Consider the following 19,874-nt stretch of genomic DNA (forward strand, 5'->3'; position numbering starts at 1 on the left):
TGTAAAAATTTAAACTAATGTGATTTGTAGAGAGTTAAACGGAATTTAAGCCGAGGGCTTAATTAAGTGAAGGAGGTTTTGTAATTACCTTTATACTCTGACAGGCAATAAACTTTATTTAAGCCCATGTATCTAGATGGGGTTTGTCGTCATCTTCTTCAGCGGTGTTATTGCGCGATTTATTTTCGTCAAACGACAGCTTATGTTGTTTTTCTACCTCTTTTTTTCTCCGCTCTTCTAGCTCTACTTTTTTGGCACTGGCACTTTGTTGAACCCCTGCAATATGAAAAGCCCCTTTAGATTCAAGCGTCAAACGCGTAATAGGCCCTAAATAAGGGATCATTATATCCATGCATGCCTCCATTGAATTGAACGTAATTTAATCACTATAAAGCTGTTGATAAATAAAGCAATACTCTAATTATTATCGGCAGTTATAAGATATTCTTTAATTAAAGAATATTTTTCTTGCCATGATGTTAGTGAATGTGTTTTTATAAATGCGAAATTTATTAAACAAACAGCAGCTAAGCGTTAACATAGTAACGAATAGCTAAACAGGATATAAAAATGCTTAATTCACTGACAGTTGTACATCACCACCATCATTCATCGGAATAACCTGTCAGGTCTTTCGCTGAGAGGTTGTTCCTAAAAGGAAACCTCTGGCGAATCAACATACCAAGATTCATTTTCGCCCTGAGGTTTCCCTCGGGGTTTTTAGTTTTTAAATTAAAGGAAAATGAGTAATGAATAATAGTAATCGTCTTCGTATCGCCATCCAAAAAGGTGGCCGCCTATCTAAAGATTGTCAAGATCTACTTAAACAACTGGGTGTAAAACTCAATCTTCGTGAGCAGCGTCTAATAGCACACTCAACCAACATGCCTATCGACGTTTTGCGTGTGCGCGATGACGATATTCCAGGCTTAGTTATGGATGGTGTATGTGATTTAGGTATTGTTGGCGAAAACGTATTAGTTGAAGTACAAGCAGAAAGAGAACGCCAAGGTGTACCGAGTGAAGTAACAAAGCTTGCTAAACTTGACTTTGGTTACTGTCGTTTAGCACTCGCATGGCCACAAGAACTTGGTAAGCAAGACAAGAGCTGGTTTGAAGGCAAACGCATAGCAACCACTTACCCAGAAATTTTAAGCCAATACCTAAAACGCGAAGGCATCAACGCCAGTACAGTAATGTTAACAGGTTCAGTGGAAGTAGCACCACGAGCAGGACTTGCCGATGCTATTTGTGATTTAGTTTCTACAGGCGCAACGCTTGAAGCAAATGGCTTAATGCAGGGTGATACAATTTTAGAGTCAAATGCTTGTTTAATCCAAAACACTCAACTACAAGATCCTGAAAAATTAGCGCTCATCAATAAACTAATGCCTCGTTTACGTGGTGTAAAGCAAGCTAAAGAAAGCAAATACATTATGTTACACGCACCAAAAGACAAGCTTGATGAAATTTGTGAAATTTTACCTGGCGCTGGCCAACCTACATTATTGGCTCTTGCGGGTAATGATGAATATGTTGCCCTACACATGGTGAGCAGTGAAACCCTATTTTGGGAAACCATGGAACAACTTAAGGCCCTTGGTGCCAATTCTATTTTAGTTATGCCAATTGAAAAAATGATGGAGTAACAACAATGCTTCGTTGGAATGAGGAATCATCACAAGTTCAAGCAGCGGCGCTTATGCGCCCTGCTGTATCAGCGAGTGAAAAAGTAGAAAGCATTTGCCAGACTATTTTGGCAAAAGTAAATGCGCAAGGCGATGCCGCTCTACTTGCATTAGCAAAAGAGTTCGATAATAGAGCCGAGCCGCGTTTACGTGTACCACTTGATGAAATTAATGCCGCTGAGAAAATGCTAAGCCCAGAGCTTAAGTATGCAATTGATACCGCTTATGCCAATGTGAAATGTTTTCACCAAGCGCAACTGCCAAAAGATATTAAGTTATCGACTCAACCAGGTGTTGACTGTGAACTGAAATATCAAGCCATCGAAGCAGTCGGTATTTATGTACCAGGAGGGAGTGCCCCTCTTCCATCATCGGTTATTATGCAAGGTGTATTGGCGCAGTTAAGCGGTGCAAAAACCGTGGTATTAACCACCCCAGTACAAGGTGATAAAGCAATTAACCCGGCTATTTTATATGCCGCTAAATTATGTGGTATCACTACAATTATTGAAAGCGGCGGTGCAGGCGCGATTGCTGCTATGGCCTATGGCACAGAGTCTGTTCCTAAAGTGAATAAGATTTTTGGTCCAGGTAACAGCTTTGTCACCATGGCAAAGCAATTAGTTGCACAAACGATTCCAGGTATGGCGATTGATATGCCAGCAGGGCCATCAGAAGTGTTAGTGATTGCAGATGAACGTGCAAACCCAGAGTTTATTGCTGCCGACTTACTCTCTCAAGCAGAACACGGGGCTGACTCACAAGTTATTTTATTATGTAACAGTGAAACCATTATTGAACAAACGCAAGATGCACTCACTCGTCAACTTGCCAACTTAAGCCGAAAAGACACTGCCGAACAGGCATTGGCTAATTCGTCACTTATTCTAGTTGATTCAGTAGCCCAAGCGTTTGACGTATCAGCGCAATATGGGCCAGAGCACTTAATATTACAGCTTGGCGATGCCACTCCTTATTTAGATAAAGTAAAGAATGCAGGCTCTGTATTTGTTGGCGATTACACCCCAGAGTCAGCGGGCGATTATGCCTCAGGCACTAATCACGTGTTACCCACTTATGGTTACAGTGCAACTTATTCTAGCTTGAATTTACTTGATTTTTTCCGTACTTACACAGTACAAACCATCAGTAAACGTGGCTTAACTGAGCTTTCAAAAGCTATTTTACCCTTAGCAGATGCAGAAGGCCTAGATGCCCACGCTAATGCGGTTTCAATTCGTTTAGAGGCAATAAAAAATGAGCAATGAGAGCGGCTTATTACCTGATAATATTGCAGCGCTTGCTGCGTATAGCTCAGCTAAAAGTGAAAAACTAACCGGCACAACCTGGCTTAATGCGAACGAAAGCCCGTATGCTAAAAACCTTGAAATAACAATTGAAGACTTGAATCGTTACCCCGATCCTCAGCCTCAATTGGTTATTGACCGCTACGCTGCCTATGCTGAGCTTGAAAACGAAAATGTATTAATGACTCGCGGCGCAGATGAAGGCATTGAATTATTAGTACGTACCTACTGTGAACCTTCAAAAGACAGTATTGCATTATTTTTACCAACATATGGTATGTACAAAGTAACGGCCGATACACACAACGTCGCAATCAATGGCCTAACACAAGCGCTTTTATTAAATGGCAGCGTGGATGAAATAATTGCCGCTGTGGGTAGCTCAAAACTAGTGTTTATTTGTAATCCAAATAATCCAACTGGAAGCTTAACGCCGCTAGATAAAGTAAAAGCCATTGCCACTGCGCTTGCAGGTAAAGCATTAGTGATTGTTGATGAAGCCTACATAGAGTTTTGTCCAGAGCAAAGTGCAACACAACTTATAAACGAGTTCAGTAATATTGTTGTGCTTCGTACACTCTCAAAAGCGTTTGCACTTGCGGGTTTAAGAACAGGGTTTACTCTCGCTCAGGCTAGTGTATTAGCGCCTATTCGTAAAGTCATTGCACCGTATCCGGTATCGGGTGTGGTGGCCAGCATTGCAGCGCAAGCCATTGCCCCTGATGCGATTACCTCAATGCGTCGCCAAGTGACGATTTTAAATAGCTTAAAGTTAAAGCTTATTGACTGGTTAAACGCCTCTCCTGCAGTATTAAAAATACTCACTGGTGAAGGCAACTTCGTTACTTTAAAATTAACGAACAAAGATTACTTTAAACAAGCGCTTAAACAAGGCTTAGTAATGCGCGCCTTCACCTTATTTAATGAAGACGACTGGCTACGTATTTCAATTGGTAATGAACAAGAATTAGAACAAGTAAAAATTTGGTTAGATGGCCTGCAATTGCCACAAACCGCAGCACAACAGGAAGTATCATGAGTAACCCCTATTTATTTATAGACCGCGATGGCACTATTATTGAAGAGCCAATCACCGATAAACAAGTCGACAGCCTTGAAAAACTAGCGTTTTTACCAGGTGTCATTCCTGCCTTATTGCAACTGCAAGCCGCAGGCTATCGCTTAGTGATGGTATCGAATCAAGATGGCTTGGGCACAGACAGCTTCCCAACTGCCGATTTTGACATTGCGCAAGACAAAATGATGGACATCTTACAAAGCCAAGGCATCAGCTTTGAGTCAGTATTAATTTGCCCACATTTTGATGAACAAAACTGTGATTGCCGTAAACCAAAAACAGGCTTACTCACTGAACTGATGCGCTCAGGCAAAGTTGATTTAGCACGTTCTTTTGTGATTGGTGATCGCCAAACCGATATTGGCCTTGCACAAAACTTATGTTGTGAAGGTATTTTATACGACGGCAGCTGGCCTGCCATTGTCACTAAACTGACCACGGCAAACCGTGAAGGTCGCGTAACACGCAACACTAAAGAAACACAAATAGATGTAGCGGTTAACCTTGATCAAACGAAAAATGGCAGCATCGAAACTGGCCTAGGTTTTTTTGATCACATGCTGGATCAAATTCGCACTCACGCCAATATTGGCTTAAATATTAAAGCCAAAGGCGATTTACACATAGACGAGCACCACCTTGTTGAAGACATTGGTATTGCTTTAGGTGTTGCCCTTAAACAAGCGCTTGGCACCAAATCGCAAATTGCGCGTTATGGTTTTGCCTTGCCTATGGATGAATGTAAAGCCGAGGCACAAATTGATTTATCAGGTCGGGCATCATTTGTATTAAACGCCAACTTTAGCCGTGAAAAAGCCGGTGATTTAGACGTACAAATGGTTGAACACTTTTTTAAAAGTTTAAGTGATAACGCCGCAATTAGCCTTATTTTATCGGTAAGTGACGGCAACTGTCATCACCAAGTGGAAGGCTTATTTAAAGCGTTTTCTCGTGCTTTGCGCATGGCTATTGCGCAAGATACCAGCCAACAAACAGCCAGCTCTAAGGGATGTTTATGATAGCGATAATTAATACCGGTTGTGCCAATATTAACTCAGTGCGGTTTGCATTTGAGCGTTTAGGGCAAAACCCTACGGTGATTACTTCGCCAGAACAATTAGCAGGCTATGAACGTGCTATTTTACCCGGTGTTGGTCATGCATCTGTTGCTATGAAGCGTTTGGTTGATAATGGTTGGCAGCAAGCAATTAACGAATATCAGCGCCCGCTAATGGGAATTTGCTTAGGCATGCAACTACTGTGTGAAAGCACTGAAGAAGGTAACGTGCAATGCTTAGGTAAAATACCAGGCCAAGTAAAATCACTGGATGTAGGGAGTTTAACGTCACCGCATATGGGCTGGAATAACCTATCTGTTCAACAAGCGCACCCGTTGACTCAAGGTTTGCACGCAGACGATCAGGTTTATTATGTGCACAGTTTCGCCCATACCGTTAATAACGCCACACTAGTCAGCAGCGAATACGGGCAAACATTTTCTGCAATTGTAGCTAAAGACAATTATGCAGGCATGCAATTTCACCCTGAACGCAGCGCTAAAGTGGGCACGCGTTTATTACAAAATTTTATTGATTGGCAACTTTAGGTTGCTCTTCATGCTTTTAAAAGAGAAATACAGTGATTATTCCAGCATTAGATGTATTACAAAATCAAATTGTCCGTTTGTATCAAGGTAAATACGATACTGCACAGTTTTATCCCTTTGAGCTTGGTGCTCGCTTAAAAGAGTATGCCGACAGTGGTGCCACTAAATTACATTTAGTTGATTTAGAAGGTGCACGGGATCCAAGTAAAAAACAGTGGCAACATATTCAAGCAGCAACAAAAGCTCTCAATGTACCTTACCAAGTAGGTGGCGGTATTCGTTCAGAGCAAGACGTGAGAGATTGGCTAAAAGCAGGTGCAAACCAAGTGGTTATTGGCTCAATGGCGGTTGAAAAGCGTGAGCAAGTGAAAGCTTGGATTGAACAATTTGGCGCCGAGCACTTTGTAATTGCCCTTGATGTAAATAAAACAGCCACAGGATGGGCACCTGCTACTCACGGTTGGCTAAGTGAATCTGAGTTTGGTTTACTTGAGCTTGTTGATTTTTACGTTGCTCTGGATGTTATTGACTTTTTATGCACGGACATCAGCAAAGATGGCACCATGTCAGGCCCTTCTTTTGCGCTTTATGAAGATTTAATTAATCATAATGCAAATATTAAAGTGCAAGCCTCAGGTGGGGTAAGCTCGTTAGATGATATTAAAAAGCTCAATGAACTTGGTGTGGGCGGCGTAATTTTAGGTAAGTCACTACTTGATGGAGCATTTAGTGTTGAGGAGGCGTTAGCATGTTATCAAAACGCATAATCCCGTGTTTAGATGTAAAGGACGGCCAAGTAGTAAAAGGCGTTAAATTTAAAGGCCATGAAATAGTGGGCGATATTTTAACAATGGCAAAAGCATACAGCGATGCTGGTGCCGATGAACTGGTTTTTTACGAAATCAGCGCAAGTGTTGAAAAGCGCCTACTTGATGTTAACTGGGTTGAAAACATTGCCCGCCACATTGATATTCCATTTTGTGTGGCTGGCGGTATTAAATCGGTAGCCGATGCAGCACGGGTTTTAGAGCGTGGTGCCGATAAAATAAGTATCAACAGCCCTGCTATTGCACGCCCTGAACTCATAAAAGAGCTACACGATGAATTTGGTAAGCAATGTGTTGTTGTAGGTATTGACAGCTTTTACGATGAAGTAACCGGCGAATACTTAGTGTATCAATTAACCGGCGATCCTAATGCATCAAGCCGCACCCGTTATAAAACCGAAGAATGGGTTAAACGCGTACAAGACTTAGGTGCAGGCGAAATCGTTTTAAATTGTATGAACCAAGATGGTGTTCGCAACGGTTACGACAACGAGCAACTCAGCAAAATACGCCAGCTGTGTGATATTCCTTTAATCGCCTCAGGCGGTGCAGGCAGTATGCAAGACTTTGTTGATGTCTTTCAACAAAGCGAAGTCGATGGCGCATTGGCAGCAAGCGTTTTTCACAAAAATGTGATTAACATTGGCGAATTAAAACAATATTTAACCGATAACCAAGTGGCAGCAAGATTATGCAATTAACACAACAAAACCAAACCCAAGTTGATTTTGCTAAAAGCGAAATGATCCCTGCTATTGTTCAAGATGCCCGCTCTGGCGTTATTTTAATGCAAGGCTTTATGAACAGCGAAGCGTTAAAAGTTACGCTTGAGAGCAATAAAGTGACCTTTTATTCGCGCTCTAAATCGCGTTTATGGACCAAAGGCGAGTCATCAGAAAACTTTTTAAACGTGGTATCGGTGCATACCGATTGTGACTACGACTCAATTTTAGTAATGGCTAACCCAGAGGGCCCAACGTGCCACTTAGGCACACAAAGCTGCTTTGGCGATGATGCTAAACCAAGCTTAAGCTTTTTAGCACAATTAGAAGATGTCATTGTTGAGCGTAAAAATGATGACCCATCAAAAAGCTACACTGCGTCACTGTTCGCAGAAGACTTAAGCCGTAGCTGTCAAAAAGTAGGTGAAGAAGGTGTAGAAGTGGCACTTGCAGCAATGAAACATGACAACAATGAACTTACCAACGAATCGGCCGATTTGTTGTATCACCTCGTTGTACTACTACAACGCCAAGGGTTAGAACTCACTGATGTAGTTGCTTGCCTACAAGGTCGTCATAAGTAAATACAACGATTACTGTGTGCGCCATTATGTGGCGCACATCGTTATAAAAAGCCATAATTTTTCTTTTTAATTCAGCCTCTCAATAGCATTTAATCCCTCCCTTAGGTATCCTTTAACTAGGGTCTGCTGACCTTTGCGGATTAATATTTGTTCAAACTAGGGGCGGTTTAATCGCGGCGCGAGGTTTGCAACCTAGTGGGCTCGATAACTGCTCCTGCGTTATTCTACTGGCTTACATCCATGTAAGAATAAGTAAAAACCGAGCAAAGCTTCCGCGTCCAGCTCACGCCCCTTACCTACATCCATGTAGGCAACAAAGAGTAAATAGCCTCTAGGCAGAACCCTTCGGGTAGCGCCTGTTTGGCATTGATGCTGCGTTATCGCCTATATATGTGGAATATTCACACTACTTAGGCTCTTCCTTGCCTAAATACCAAACAGACTGCTGCAAATTTAATCTCAAAAGGTCAACAGTCCCTAATTAACTTTGACTAAATTATTTATGCTTACCCGGTAACATAGAGCCCAATACGCCATCTTGCTTTATTAAACCATGATAAAGTGCAGCGCTTACATGCATAAAAATAAACAGTAAAAATGCATAAGCAATGAGGCCATGTGCTTCACGAAAAAACGCATAGGTCTCAATATTTTTACTAACTAAATTAGGCAAAGTAAATATACCAAAAAAGCTCACAGAACGTTCATCAGCACTTTGCATTAACCAGCCTGAAATTGGCATCAAAATCATAGACGCATATAAACCCACTTGGGTTAAATGTGCCGCTAAAGCTTGTGCTTTAGGCACACTTTGGGGTAATGCAGGGCTTTTATACAGTACTTTATTAATTAATCTTATCGTAACTAATATCAGTGCTAACACACCAAACGATTTATGTAGCTGTATAGCTTCTACTTGCCATACGGCTAAGCTTTGTACCATCGATAAACCAAGAAATAACATAGAAAGAATAATTAATGCCATTGCCCAGTGAATAAGCATACTCGACACTGAGTATTTTGTAATTGTGTTCATTGACTCGTTCCTGTGATTAATTATTTAAAAGTACTTCTTTAGCACGACGACGAAATGACTCTGCATACGCAGCGCCACGGGCACGTAAAATAGGATCGGCACTTGGCTCAATGCCTGTTGGTAATACCAGCGGATCAAAGTTCATGTTTTCACATACCCCCCCCTCTTGTGCTTGCAAGCGTGATATTACTAACGTACCGGCGTTGATGGTTTTGCGCGATTGTGGCCATAAAACAGTTGGGTTGTTTTCATCATCTTCTTCGGTTGCAAAACTAAACAGCATATCGAACTTAACCGAAGACTGAGCTACTTGGTCTTTAAGTTGTAGCTGCAACGCATCTGGTGAATCATTATTAAGTGGTTGGATGTTTTCATCACTTAATTGCGGTTTAGCTATCCAGCGTACGGCGTGCTTTTCATCATTTTTATCCACTAAATAAAAGGCATTAATGCTGTGATACTGCTCAGTGGCAAAGCTATTGGTTGGTGTATAGCTTGCCTTCCAGTTATTAAAAGCGGCACTTTCAGGGTGCGCTGCAAAAAACGCTTTAATTTTTTCTGGGCTGCGCTTTTTAGTCACCGGATCGGGTGAAAGTGCTTGAAGTTGTTTAAAAAACGCATCTGGCGTAGCTACAGCCATAACCGGAGGCGTATTCATTGCCACCCGCCATTCTTGGTTATCATCAGTAGTTATAGAAAACGCTAAACTACGCACAGGCGCTTTTAAATCAGGTGCAGTTGGATTATTACCCGCAATAGAAAAGCGACCTACAAAAGGGGTGGCCCCTAAATCAAATACCTTAGCTTGCGAATACTTAGCAAGTTCACCCGTTGACTCAAAAGAGCCAGCTAAACAAATACCTTTTGCATGTGCACGACGAAACCCCTCATGGGCATTATCGCCTTGCTGTAAATTAACAAAACGCTGTGCAGTTACTACGTCACGATTAAATGCGCCGGTAAAATATAAAATCGTTAAAGCAAATAAAGTGATTATTGCCATTAAGGTGATTTTTTTACTCATGGTAGGATTAGACCTCGTGTGATTATTTTTTAATGATTATGTTAGGAGTTATTCATAGTTAACATTACGTCTGTAAATAAATGGCTAACCATTACTGAGTGATGCCTTACGTTGAAGCGCTTTTATCAAGCGATACCAACATGACTTTTACAAGACCGCTGCTAAGCAATTAATATTTCAATTTAATTAATAAAAAATACAGTTTATGGTTTTAAATCTATAAACAACTTATGTTTACAGGCTTACACTTTTAAAAAACTGATTGTTAATTATACTTAGGCCTATATGAGCAAGTACTAAGTTGTAATTTTGGTGCTTTCTACACAATCAAACAAATTAATACAAAACCGTACAAGTAATAATAAACTGTTGAAATTAAAATGTTATTTATTCCTCATTAGCTAACGGCTGCTTCCATTCAAGTAGTCAGTAGTTACTACTTAATACATTGCATTTAAGGTAAATTTGAAAACAAACTCAATTGGCTATTTTATAATTTTTAATTGCTTAAAAATGCCAACAATTAACAACGCACTTTTTATTTAAGGTAAACCAGATGATCAAAACACCTTGTTTTACTCAATTTAATTTGATTAGTATCATGTTTCTATTTTTATTAGCCGGTTGCTCAGAAAGTGAAGTCAGCACGCAAAAACAAAACGAACCACGTGCGGTTAAACTAATAACCATAGGTGATGAGTCGCAATCAAAAACGCTCACCTACCCCGCCACTATCGACACTATAAATAGCTCAAAGCTTGCTTTTCAAGTTAGCGGAAAGCTAGAAACGCTTAACGTTATTGCCGCACAAAACGTAAAAAAAGGCGATGTAATAGCCGTATTGGAGCAACGAAACTTTATTAATGAGGTTAAGTCGAGCAAAATTCAGTTTGAAACCGCCGACAATGATTACCAACGTGGTTTAAAGCTCGCTAAAGATGGGGTTATTTCACAACGAGATATAGAGCAACTAAAATCTAAAAAAGAAGTAGCAGAATCACAGTATGACTCAGCACAAAAAGCACTATCTGACAGTAAAATTATAGCGCCTTACGATGCCATTGTTGCTGAGGTGCCAGTAAAGCAGCTTGAAAACATAAGCGCGGGTCAACATGTTGTTACTTTATTTGGTAAAGGCGAAATGGAAGCGGTGGTAAATATTCCCGCTTCAATTGTGGCCACGGTTGACTCTAAGCAAAACAATGTAGCGTCAGTTATTTTACAAGATGTATCGACTCCCCCCATTCCAGCAACATTTAGACGTGCCAATTTAGAAGCTGACTCTGCGAGTCAAACTTATGAAGTGCGATTTGCATTTGCTGTACCAAATAACCTTAATATATTGCCAGGTATGAATGCCAGTTTAAAACTTACACGTGAAGCCAGCTCAGCATCCACTCGTTTATTAGTGCCAACCTTTGCTATTTTTGAACAAAATGGTGAACACTTTGTATGGACGGTTGACGCTCAAACTATGCAAGCTTCTAAAACTCCCGTTACTATTGAAAATGGCATTGGAGAACAACTCATTGTCACTGACGGTTTAAGTGCTGGCGATGTAATTGTTGGTGCAGGTGCAAACTATGTAACTGAGGGTATGAAAGTACGTCCTTGGACTAAAGCATAGGAGCGCGGTAATGGATTTAGCAAAATGGACAATCAATAATAAATTAATTAGCACCATACTCATTATTTTAACGCTAGGGTTTGGTTTTTCATCCTATAAAAATATGGCGCGGTTTGAAGACCCCGAATTTATAATTCGCACCGCGCAAGTGTTTGTCTCGTACTCAGGTGCAAGCCCACTAGAAGTTGCAAAAGAGGTAACTGAGCCACTTGAACGTGCAATTCAAGAACTACAAGAAGTTGATACTATATCGTCCACCTCATCTACAGGTTTATCTGAAATTAAAGTAGAGATTAAATCAGAGTTTTCCCCGACTAAATCTGAGTTGCAAGTTATTTGGACTAAGCTCAGAAACAAAATAAATGACACACGTCCAACATTACCGCCTGGTACTGGCACGCCACAAGTTTATGACGATTTTGGTGATGTGTATGGCCTGAGCTATTTAATAACCGCCGAAGGGTACTCACCCGACGAGTTACATGCCTACGCTAAAGATTTGCAAAGTGACATTTTACAAGTAGAGGGCGTAGCCAAAGTTGCTATGACAGGCGTGCAGCAAGAAGGCATATTTGTAGAAATAGCTCGTGAAGAGTTAGCCTCTTTAGGCGTGTCTATTAATAATATTTACGGCATTTTAGATGAGCAAAACGCTGTATTGAGCGCTGGTAACACTCAAATTGGCGATCAACGTATTTTTATCGACCCTACCGGAGAAATAAACTCCGTTGATACCATTAAAAATCTATTGGTTAGTGCCAGCGGTGAAGGTAAAACAATTTATCTTAAAGATATTGCTAATGTATACCGTGGCTTTCAAAGTCCAGCAACCAAGTTAGTCCGTTATAACTCTAAACCTGCAATTTCACTTGGGGTCGCCAGTGTATTGGGTGCTAATGTGGTTAAAGTATTTGACCGCGTTGATGACAAAGTAAAACAAACTGAAAACCTCAGACCGCTGGGTATCACAGTGCATGAGTTTTACCACCAAGGTAAAGTAGTACAAGATTCAGTCGACAACTTTGTAGTGAATGTTTTAGTCGCACTGGTGATCGTAATGGTTACCCTGCTGCTATTTATGGGTTTGCGCTCAGGAGTTATTATTGGCGCCGTATTACTGCTAACCATTTTTGCGACCCTTGCAACCATGGATTTGAGCGGTATACCCATGCATCGAATTTCTCTTGGAGCGCTGATTATCGCGTTAGGAATGATGGTTGATAACGCCATAGTTGTGACCGAAGGGATTTTAGTTGGTACACAAAAAGGCCGTAAAAAGTTAGAAATTGCTAGCGAAGTCGTCAAGCAAACTAAATGGCCACTACTGGGTGGTACCTTGGTAGGCATTGTTGCCTTTGCGCCTATTGGTCTTGCCCCAGGTGATACCGCTGAATTTACCGGCCATTTATTCTGGGTTATTTTAATTTCTCTATTATACAGCTGGTTATTTGCCATTACCCTAACCCCCTTATTTTGTTATTGCTTGTTTAAAGAGCAAGATAGCGACACCTCAGGCTCAGCAAAACCAAATAAACTCATGGTGTTATATCAGTCTGTTGTGGTTTCGGCATTGCATCACCGCTGGCTTAGTATTGCCATTGTGGTTGCCACTTTCAGTGTGTCTATGTGGGGATTTCAATTTGTAAAATCAGGTTTTTTCCCAGCTTCTACTACACCGCAAATGGTAGTTGATTTTTGGCTACCACAAGGTACCGATATTGAAAAAACCAAAAAAGATATGCTCAAGTTAGAGGAATTTGTAAAGCAACAAAATGGCGTTGAAGGTATACAAACGCTTATTGGTGGCGGCGGGCTTCGCTACATGCTTATTTATGGTAGTGAGTCACCAAATAGTTCTTATGGGCAAATTTTAGCTAAAGTCGATGACTACAAAAAGCTAGATCAACTTTTACCTACCGTACAAAATTACATTGACGATAACTTTGTCGATGCTCAAGGCAAAGCATGGCGCTTTGTGATGGGCCCTGGTGGGGGCTCTAAAATAGAAGCCACATTTAAAGGCCCAGACCCAGATGTATTAAGAGAGCTAGCTGCACAAGCAAAAGGAATATTAATTGATGATGGCGGCGCTCTATCAATTAAAGATACATGGCGACAACGCATTAGTGTTATTGAGCCACAGTATTCTGCCATTAATGCACAGCGCGCTGGTGTAACGCGTAAGGCAGTTGCTGAAGCCTTACAGCAAAATTTTTCGGGGCAAATCGTCGGGCAGTATCGTGAAGGTGAAGAGCTCATTCCTATTATTGTTAGAGCACCACAAGCTGAACGTGTCGACATAAACGATATTGGCAACATTCAAGTACAAAGCAATATCACTGGTGAAACACTGCCCCTTGCGCAAGTAACCAATGGGTTTAAAACCGTCTGGCGCGATGGTATTTTAAAGCGTGAAGACCGCGAATGGACTATAAAAGCCCAAGCCGATCCACTACCAGGTGAACTAGCCTCAGAGTTATTTAATCGGGTAAGGCCTAAAATAGAAGCCATTGACCTACCTCAAGGGTATCGACTTGAATGGGATGGCGAATACGGACAATCGAAAGAATCTAACGAAATGCTGGCCTCAACTATTCCGCTGGGCTTTTTAGCCATGGTGCTGATTGTTATTGTGTTATTTAACGCTTTAAAACAACCAATTATTATTTGGCTTGTCGTGCCATTAGCCTTAATTGGTGTTGTTTTTGGACTGGTAACCACACAAATTCCACTAGAGTTTATGGGCATATTAGGATTGCTATCGCTCTCTGGTTTGTTAATTAAAAATGCCATTGTATTAGTAGATCAAATGGACATGGAAATTCGCCAAGGTAAAGCTGCATATAATGCCATTATCGATTCGGCAAATAGTCGGGTAAGACCGGTAATGATGGGCACACTGACCACGGTGTTAGGGGTTATTCCACTGTATTTTGATGCATTTTTCCAATCAATGTCTGTGGTTTTAGTATTTGGATTACTGTTTGCTACCCTGCTGACTTTAATCGTGATACCCGTGCTATATGCTATTTTTATGAATGTTAAACAAAATCAGTAAGCGAGTAATTAAGCTCTAAATTGTAGGATTCGGTTAAACAATGTTCTGCTTTGACCGGATCCTTATTATACTTTAGTCAAAACTACAGTTAATTTAATAAACTTTATAGTAATTCTCATCCTTTATAATTATTATATAGTTACAAAATGTTTTCGTTTTGAAATTCAATAATAACACTTACTCCACGGATACTTTCATGCCAATAAAACGCTTACTGATCCTCTTTTTATCTTTAGCGTTTAGTGAAGCTGTTATTATGCTTTTTTTAGCCGCATTTGTTACCCAGTTTACCGGTGTTTGGCTTTCAGTAATATTAGATTCCAGCCTTATCGCGTTAGTAGCGATTGTCACTACCCTTTACTTATTTCGCGATAATGACTTTGTAACTCACCAAAAGCTCAGAACTGAGTTCCTTATTATAAAAATAGCTATGATTGTGTTCACTGTTGAAGCAATCATAATGTTTGCCTTTAATTTTGATGCTCTCATGTTAAAACAATGGCAAATCATGCTCATTGACGGCTTAATTTTAAGTAGCTTAAGTGTCTCGCTTATTTATTTATTCGTAATTAAATATGCTTTTTCATTAAACCAATCACATAACACACAAAAAAACACGACAAAACTGACTAGTTCATTGGCCTACTTTTGCTCTGCGGTATTGTTATATATCGCCTTATATATGTTTTACCAAAGCCAATTACAAACACGTATTAATAATGTTATACAACATGAAAAAAATGAATTAAAACAAGCAAAAAAAGCTTTTTTACAACAACTTAATCATGCCTCTCGTGACTTGCTGATTTTAAGAAACAATCATCATTTTAAAGATCATGACATTTTGAGTTCGGTCAATAGAGCTCAGCTAGAGCAAGACTATGCTAACTTTATTTCTATTAAAAACTTTTATACACAAATTCGAATTCTTGATCTAACAGGTAAGGAACTATTAAGGGTGCATAGAGACAAGCACAATGTTGCTATAGTCTCAGCAGAGCAGCTACAAGACAAAAGCCATCGTTACTATTTTAAACAGGCTATAAAAATGAACCCGTCAGCTATTTTTATTTCCCCATTAGATTTAAATTTTGAAAACGGTGAGATAGAACGCCCTTTTAAACCAATGATACGTTTAGCTTCTGTGCTAATGGGACCCAAAGGAACTAAAATAGGGCTACTTATCGTCAACCTTGAAGGAGCTCACTTACTTAGCCAATTAGACAATATCTCAAAAAATTCATCAGGCAATATTATGCTGCTTAATAAGGACAGCTATTGGTTATTTGGAGATACCAATAAGCAATGGTCATTTATGTTTGCTAACAAACCGCAACACCGTTTTAAAGATCAACAGCCACACATATGGCAAAGCATGCAAACCCAAGCGAATGGAATTATTGAAAATGAAAACAATGTTTATATTTATGAGCACTTAACTTTATTAAACGACATGTTGCTCCCAAATAATATCGCTAATAGCCTAATAAACAGACCCGAATGGACATTAATAAATAAAGTTCCGCTGGCTAAAATTGAGAGTGAGTTTAGTAGCTTAAAGAAACTTATTATCGCTCTTTATCTTGGTATTATGACGTTAATGATATTTGTTATTTATACTTTTGCCATCCACACAATTAAAAGAAGAAAATATCAAGCCAAAGTAGAAAACTATGCTTATTTTGACAGTTTAACAGGGCTTTATAACCGCCGTATTTTTTTAGAGCAGCTTGATTTAGAAATCATAAAAGCAACGCAGCTTTCCTGCCCTTTGGTACTTATGTACCTTGATTTAGATTACTTTAAACCCATCAATGATGAACTAGGCCATGGTGCAGGTGATGAAGTTCTTAAAGAGGTGGCGATTCGCATCAAAAGTTGTTTGCGACAACAAGATATTATTGCGCGCATTGGGGGAGATGAATTTGCAGCAATTCTTCCTCAGTTAAACGATAAAAAAGCAATAGCGGATATTGCAGAGCGAATTATCACAAGTATTAACACCCCCTTTACTATTTTTGATCAGCAATGCAGCTTAGGTATAAGCATTGGTATTGCAACCAGCGCGTCAGAAACTCAAACCAGCATTAAGCTTAAAACACAGGCAGACCAAGCCCTTTATGAAGCTAAAAACTCCGGCAGAAACTGTTATCGCTTTTCCAAATAAACATTTTAAATTTAGTATTTTATAAATTTAAAATAAGCTTTGAAGCGAATACTTTTTTAAGGCATTAATTATCACTTTAAGTTCTAGCTTTAAGTATTAATATAGCCGGAGTTCTATTATATGGTGAGGCTAAGAATTCATTGCATAGTAATGCATTAAGATTCATTCATTAAATGAACTATTCAAATTTATCAAATAAATAACATATCAAGTGCAGTCTATGTGTCTTCTATTTAGTCATACAAACGATAAATGTAAAAACAGCTTTATTTCAAATCAAAATTTTAAAAACTAGGCATTCTCATGTTATCAAAACGCATAATTCCTTGTTTAGATGTAAAAGACGGCTAAGTCGTTAAAGGGGTTAAATTTAAAGGCCACGAAGTGGTTGGCGATGTACTTACCCTAGCTAAAGCTTACAGCGAAGCCGGTGCTGATGAACTGGTGTTTTACGAGATCAGTGCAAGTGTTGAAAAACGCCTACTCGATGTCAATTTGGTGGAAAACATTGCCCGCCATATCGATATTCCATTTTGTGTAGCCGGTGGTATTAAATCGGTGGCTGATGCAGCTCGTGTGCTTGAACGTGGCGCTGACAAAATCAGTATTAATAGCCCTTCTATTGCGCGTCCAGAGCTAATTAAAGAATTACATGATGAGTTTGGCAAGCAGTGTGTAGTTGTTGGCATTGACAGCTTTTTTGACGAAACAACCTGTGAATATCTAGTTTATCAGCTTACTGGCGATCCTAATGCGTCAAGCCGCAACGGTTACGACAACGAGCAACTCAGCAAAATACGCCAGCTGTGTGATACTTCTTTAATCGCCTCAGGCGGTGCAGGCAGCATGCAAGATTTTGTTGATGTATTTCAACAAAGCCAAGTGGATGGTGCGCTCGCAGCCAGTGTTTTTCACAAAAACGTGATAAACATCGGTGAACTAAAACAATTTTTAATCGATAACCAAGTGGCAGCAAGACTATGCAAGTAACCTTAGAAAAACAAACTCAAGTTGCTTTCGCTAAAAGCGAAATGATCCCTGCCATTGTTCAAGATGCCCGCTCTGGCGTGATTTTAATGCAAGGCTTTATGAACAGCGAAGCGCTTAAAGTAACACTTGAAAGTAATAAAGTGACTTTTTATTCGCGCTCTAAATCGCGTTTATGGACCAAAGGCGAATCATCAGAAAACTTTTTAAACGTGGTATCGGTGCATACCGATTGCGATTACGACTCTATACTCGTACTTGCAAACCCAGAGGGCCCAACCTGTCATTTAGGCACGCAAAGCTGTTTTGGTGATGATGCAAAACCAAGCTTGAGCTTTTTAGCGCAACTTGAGGATGTCATTGTTGCTCGTAAAAATGATGATCCAGCTAAAAGCTACACTGCGTCACTGTTCGCAGAAGACTTAAGCCGTAGCTGTCAAAAAGTAGGTGAAGAAGGTGTAGAAGTGGCACTTGCGGCAATGAAACACGACAACAATGAACTTACCAACGAGTCGGCCGATTTGTTGTATCACCTTGTTGTACTATTACAACGACAAGGGTTAGAACTCACTGATGTAGTTGCTTGCCTACAAGGTCGTCATAAGTAAATACAACGATTACTGTGTGCGCCATTATGTGGCGCACATCGTCATAATTTTTCTTTTTAATTCAGCCTTCTCAATAGCATTTATTCTCTCCCTTAGGTATCCTTTAGCTAATATTCAAGGAATAGCTATTACAAAAGGATAGCGCACTATGAAAACTTATATATCGCTTATACTCACTGGTCTTATTTTGTCTGGCTGTAGCAGTTTAACCAGCGAGCAAAAAGCCAAATTAGACAGCTTAACGCCCTGTGAAAAAATGGATGGCTTAATAACCGAATTCGATAATCGCTTTGATGCGTTAAAAGACACCAAAGTACAAAACTCATATTTAGATGTGTGGACTGCAAAGTACAACGTTTTTGGCGATAACTGCCAAGTGACTAGCTTTAACAATCAAACTGTGACCTATCAATGCCAAGAAAGCTACAAAGATCAACAGCAGGCGGTAGCTATGCATCAACAAGCAGTTGAACTCACTCGCCAATGTTTAACCAAAAAAAATAACTGGTTAGAAACACAAAAAGAGTCAGAAACGTCGCTGCGTACCACCTTTGTACTTGATGATAAGTCGCCGGTTATTTCTGTTTATACCAGCAAAACGTTATCAAAAATTAAAACTTGGTCGACCTCTTTAGAAGTAGGAAAGCCCGTCGCCACTAAATAATAACGAGAGAATTTATGCGCCAAACACCCAGTAAACAATCCACTCATTTAAAAACAGACTGTATCGGTGAATGTTATAGAATGAATGGCTACTGTACTGGGTGCGGGCGCACAAGTGACGAAATATTCGACTGGATTATTTTAACCGATGAGCAAAAGCAAGCTATATTGGCCTCCCCTCGTGAAGACGCCAAAAAAGACTAGCTTAAATTTTTAACCGTTAAGGCGCATTACGCTGTGATGGGTCACGTTTAAAATCTTTGCTTAATTGCTTAGGATCTAACGCTTCACGTTGTTTGCTAGCACCTTCTGCCCACCACATTAATTGATTAAAGGTGCGCGAAAAATAGCTATCCCACGATGTTTGCTCTGCCGCATTGTTTGCTTCACCACTTTCAATAAACACATCTTGCGCTTTTGGTACATGGATCATTGCTGATACCGGTAAACAACCCAGTTCGCTTAAAAAACTGCGCATACCAACAGCAGCGCGTACGCCGCCCCATTGCCCTGCAGAATAGGTCACAATCGCGCTGGGTTTATAGCCAAATAGAGAACTTCCAAAGTGGTTTAGCAAATTAGCGAGTGCCGGACTCATAGAATGATTATATTCAGGGCTTACCATAACAAAGCCATCACATGCTTTAATTTTTGCAGCTAAATCAGCTAGCTGTTTAGGTGCCTCAGCCTGCGAATAGGCAAAGTGCGGTTTAAACACAGGGTCTAAATCATAATCGAGCGGATCAATAAGCTCTATTTTATGCTCAGAGTAATGCTCAAGCAAACAACGCTCACATGCTTTCGCTACCCTTTCCCCTAAACGCGCAGGCTTAGGTGGGGTACTTTTTCTAACCGAACCGAGAAAAATTAAAAATTTCATGTATCAGCACTC

At 40.1% G+C, this 19,874-nt stretch carries 18 protein-coding genes and 1 pseudogene; 15 read left to right on the forward strand and 4 right to left on the reverse strand.

The window, feature by feature from the left end:
• Positions 1-118: 118 nt before the first annotated feature.
• Positions 119-352 carry a hypothetical protein gene (locus tag MTF66_RS08105; RefSeq protein ID WP_055012049.1) on the reverse strand — a complete coding sequence of 78 codons (234 nt, stop codon included), beginning with the start codon at positions 350-352 and terminating at the stop codon, positions 119-121.
• Between the two features lie 397 nt (positions 353-749).
• On the opposite strand from MTF66_RS08105, the gene hisG reads away from it, so the two are divergent.
• The 8 genes from hisG to hisIE (MTF66_RS08145) are packed head-to-tail and all read left to right on the forward strand — an operon-like array spanning position 750 to position 7,812.
• Positions 750-1,649, forward strand: coding sequence for an ATP phosphoribosyltransferase (hisG, locus tag MTF66_RS08110; protein ID WP_076920229.1), 900 nt, complete (start codon positions 750-752; stop codon positions 1,647-1,649).
• 5 nt (positions 1,650-1,654) lie between these two features.
• The gene (gene hisD / locus MTF66_RS08115) at positions 1,655-2,956 is read left to right on the forward strand and encodes a histidinol dehydrogenase (RefSeq protein WP_248527002.1); all 1,302 of its coding nucleotides are present in this window, start codon (positions 1,655-1,657) and stop codon (positions 2,954-2,956) included.
• Positions 2,946-4,034 carry a histidinol-phosphate transaminase gene (hisC, locus tag MTF66_RS08120; protein WP_248527003.1) on the forward strand — a complete coding sequence of 363 codons (1,089 nt, stop codon included), beginning with the start codon at positions 2,946-2,948 and terminating at the stop codon, positions 4,032-4,034. The genes hisD and hisC overlap by 11 nt, the downstream gene beginning before the upstream one ends.
• On the forward strand, positions 4,031-5,092 hold the full coding sequence (hisB, locus tag MTF66_RS08125; protein ID WP_010388866.1) for a bifunctional histidinol-phosphatase/imidazoleglycerol-phosphate dehydratase HisB: 1,062 nt from the start codon (positions 4,031-4,033) through the stop codon (positions 5,090-5,092). The genes hisC and hisB overlap by 4 nt, the downstream gene beginning before the upstream one ends.
• Positions 5,089-5,679, forward strand: coding sequence for an imidazole glycerol phosphate synthase subunit HisH (hisH, locus tag MTF66_RS08130; protein ID WP_054201601.1), 591 nt, complete (start codon positions 5,089-5,091; stop codon positions 5,677-5,679). The genes hisB and hisH overlap by 4 nt, the downstream gene beginning before the upstream one ends.
• Before the next feature lie 32 nt (positions 5,680-5,711).
• The gene (locus tag MTF66_RS08135) at positions 5,712-6,446 is read left to right on the forward strand and encodes a 1-(5-phosphoribosyl)-5-[(5-phosphoribosylamino)methylideneamino] imidazole-4-carboxamide isomerase (protein ID WP_138570578.1); all 735 of its coding nucleotides are present in this window, start codon (positions 5,712-5,714) and stop codon (positions 6,444-6,446) included.
• Complete coding sequence (gene hisF, locus MTF66_RS08140; RefSeq protein ID WP_010388869.1) at positions 6,428-7,207, forward strand: imidazole glycerol phosphate synthase subunit HisF; 780 nt, start codon at positions 6,428-6,430, stop codon at positions 7,205-7,207. Before MTF66_RS08135 ends, hisF (MTF66_RS08140) begins: the two co-directional genes overlap by 19 nt.
• Positions 7,198-7,812 carry a bifunctional phosphoribosyl-AMP cyclohydrolase/phosphoribosyl-ATP diphosphatase HisIE gene (gene hisIE / locus MTF66_RS08145; protein WP_138570579.1) on the forward strand — a complete coding sequence of 205 codons (615 nt, stop codon included), beginning with the start codon at positions 7,198-7,200 and terminating at the stop codon, positions 7,810-7,812. Before hisF (MTF66_RS08140) ends, hisIE (MTF66_RS08145) begins: the two co-directional genes overlap by 10 nt.
• Positions 7,813-8,308: 496 nt before the next feature.
• On the opposite strand, the gene MTF66_RS08150 is transcribed toward hisIE (MTF66_RS08145), so the two are convergent.
• Together MTF66_RS08150 and MTF66_RS08155 are read right to left on the reverse strand one after the other, a co-directional pair.
• Positions 8,309-8,848, reverse strand: a complete 540-nt coding sequence (locus tag MTF66_RS08150; RefSeq protein ID WP_248527004.1) for a cytochrome b — start codon at positions 8,846-8,848, stop codon at positions 8,309-8,311.
• Positions 8,849-8,864: 16 nt separating this feature from the next.
• Complete coding sequence (locus MTF66_RS08155; RefSeq protein WP_109874962.1) at positions 8,865-9,872, reverse strand: catalase family peroxidase; 1,008 nt, start codon at positions 9,870-9,872, stop codon at positions 8,865-8,867.
• A gap of 556 nt (positions 9,873-10,428) precedes the next feature.
• Between MTF66_RS08155 and MTF66_RS08160 the strand changes: the two genes are divergently transcribed.
• The 7 genes and pseudogenes from MTF66_RS08160 (at position 10,429) to MTF66_RS08190 (ending at position 19,186) form a co-directional block, all read left to right on the forward strand.
• The gene (locus tag MTF66_RS08160; RefSeq protein ID WP_075170191.1) at positions 10,429-11,499 is read left to right on the forward strand and encodes an efflux RND transporter periplasmic adaptor subunit; all 1,071 of its coding nucleotides are present in this window, start codon (positions 10,429-10,431) and stop codon (positions 11,497-11,499) included.
• Positions 11,500-11,509: 10 nt separating this feature from the next.
• On the forward strand, positions 11,510-14,557 hold the full coding sequence (locus tag MTF66_RS08165) for an efflux RND transporter permease subunit (protein WP_248527005.1): 3,048 nt from the start codon (positions 11,510-11,512) through the stop codon (positions 14,555-14,557).
• Positions 14,558-15,239: 682 nt separating this feature from the next.
• Entirely contained in the window at positions 15,240-16,724 is a 1,485-nt protein-coding gene (locus MTF66_RS08170) for a diguanylate cyclase domain-containing protein (RefSeq protein ID WP_248527006.1), read from the forward strand.
• Positions 16,725-17,027: 303 nt separating this feature from the next.
• A pseudogene (gene hisF / locus MTF66_RS08175) lies at positions 17,028-17,714 on the forward strand (imidazole glycerol phosphate synthase subunit HisF).
• On the forward strand, positions 17,705-18,319 hold the full coding sequence (hisIE, locus tag MTF66_RS08180) for a bifunctional phosphoribosyl-AMP cyclohydrolase/phosphoribosyl-ATP diphosphatase HisIE (protein ID WP_248527007.1): 615 nt from the start codon (positions 17,705-17,707) through the stop codon (positions 18,317-18,319). Before hisF (MTF66_RS08175) ends, hisIE (MTF66_RS08180) begins: the two are co-directional and overlap by 10 nt.
• 148 nt (positions 18,320-18,467) lie before the next feature.
• Positions 18,468-18,983 carry a hypothetical protein gene (locus tag MTF66_RS08185; protein ID WP_010388878.1) on the forward strand — a complete coding sequence of 172 codons (516 nt, stop codon included), beginning with the start codon at positions 18,468-18,470 and terminating at the stop codon, positions 18,981-18,983.
• A 14-nt stretch (positions 18,984-18,997) separates the two neighbouring features.
• Positions 18,998-19,186 (forward strand): DUF1289 domain-containing protein, encoded by a 189-nt coding sequence (locus MTF66_RS08190; protein WP_075170194.1) that lies wholly within the window; start codon positions 18,998-19,000, stop codon positions 19,184-19,186.
• Between the two features lie 16 nt (positions 19,187-19,202).
• Here MTF66_RS08190 and MTF66_RS08195 read toward each other — a convergent pair whose 3' ends face one another.
• On the reverse strand, positions 19,203-19,862 hold the full coding sequence (locus MTF66_RS08195; RefSeq protein WP_248527008.1) for an NADPH-dependent FMN reductase: 660 nt from the start codon (positions 19,860-19,862) through the stop codon (positions 19,203-19,205).
• Positions 19,863-19,874: the final 12 nt, after the last annotated feature.

The organism is Pseudoalteromonas sp. 2CM39R (genome assembly GCF_023161845.1).

Excerpts from the sequence above, each read along its gene's own strand:
- MTF66_RS08105 (WP_055012049.1), bottom strand. The coding sequence starts at position 352 with ATGGATATAATGATCCCTTATTTAGGGCCTATTACGCGTTTGACGCTT.
- hisG (WP_076920229.1), top strand. The coding sequence starts at position 750 with ATGAATAATAGTAATCGTCTTCGTATCGCCATCCAAAAAGGTGGCCGC.
- hisD (WP_248527002.1), top strand. The coding sequence starts at position 1,655 with ATGCTTCGTTGGAATGAGGAATCATCACAAGTTCAAGCAGCGGCGCTT.
- hisC (WP_248527003.1), top strand. The coding sequence starts at position 2,946 with ATGAGCAATGAGAGCGGCTTATTACCTGATAATATTGCAGCGCTTGCT.
- hisB (WP_010388866.1), top strand. The coding sequence starts at position 4,031 with ATGAGTAACCCCTATTTATTTATAGACCGCGATGGCACTATTATTGAA.
- hisH (WP_054201601.1), top strand. The coding sequence starts at position 5,089 with ATGATAGCGATAATTAATACCGGTTGTGCCAATATTAACTCAGTGCGG.
- hisF (WP_010388869.1), top strand. The coding sequence starts at position 6,428 with ATGTTATCAAAACGCATAATCCCGTGTTTAGATGTAAAGGACGGCCAA.
- hisIE (WP_138570579.1), top strand. The coding sequence starts at position 7,198 with ATGCAATTAACACAACAAAACCAAACCCAAGTTGATTTTGCTAAAAGC.
- MTF66_RS08150 (WP_248527004.1), bottom strand. The coding sequence starts at position 8,848 with ATGAACACAATTACAAAATACTCAGTGTCGAGTATGCTTATTCACTGG.
- MTF66_RS08155 (WP_109874962.1), bottom strand. The coding sequence starts at position 9,872 with ATGAGTAAAAAAATCACCTTAATGGCAATAATCACTTTATTTGCTTTA.
- MTF66_RS08160 (WP_075170191.1), top strand. The coding sequence starts at position 10,429 with ATGATCAAAACACCTTGTTTTACTCAATTTAATTTGATTAGTATCATG.
- MTF66_RS08165 (WP_248527005.1), top strand. The coding sequence starts at position 11,510 with ATGGATTTAGCAAAATGGACAATCAATAATAAATTAATTAGCACCATA.
- MTF66_RS08170 (WP_248527006.1), top strand. The coding sequence starts at position 15,240 with ATGTTTTACCAAAGCCAATTACAAACACGTATTAATAATGTTATACAA.
- hisIE (WP_248527007.1), top strand. The coding sequence starts at position 17,705 with ATGCAAGTAACCTTAGAAAAACAAACTCAAGTTGCTTTCGCTAAAAGC.
- MTF66_RS08185 (WP_010388878.1), top strand. The coding sequence starts at position 18,468 with ATGAAAACTTATATATCGCTTATACTCACTGGTCTTATTTTGTCTGGC.
- MTF66_RS08190 (WP_075170194.1), top strand. The coding sequence starts at position 18,998 with ATGCGCCAAACACCCAGTAAACAATCCACTCATTTAAAAACAGACTGT.
- MTF66_RS08195 (WP_248527008.1), bottom strand. The coding sequence starts at position 19,862 with ATGAAATTTTTAATTTTTCTCGGTTCGGTTAGAAAAAGTACCCCACCT.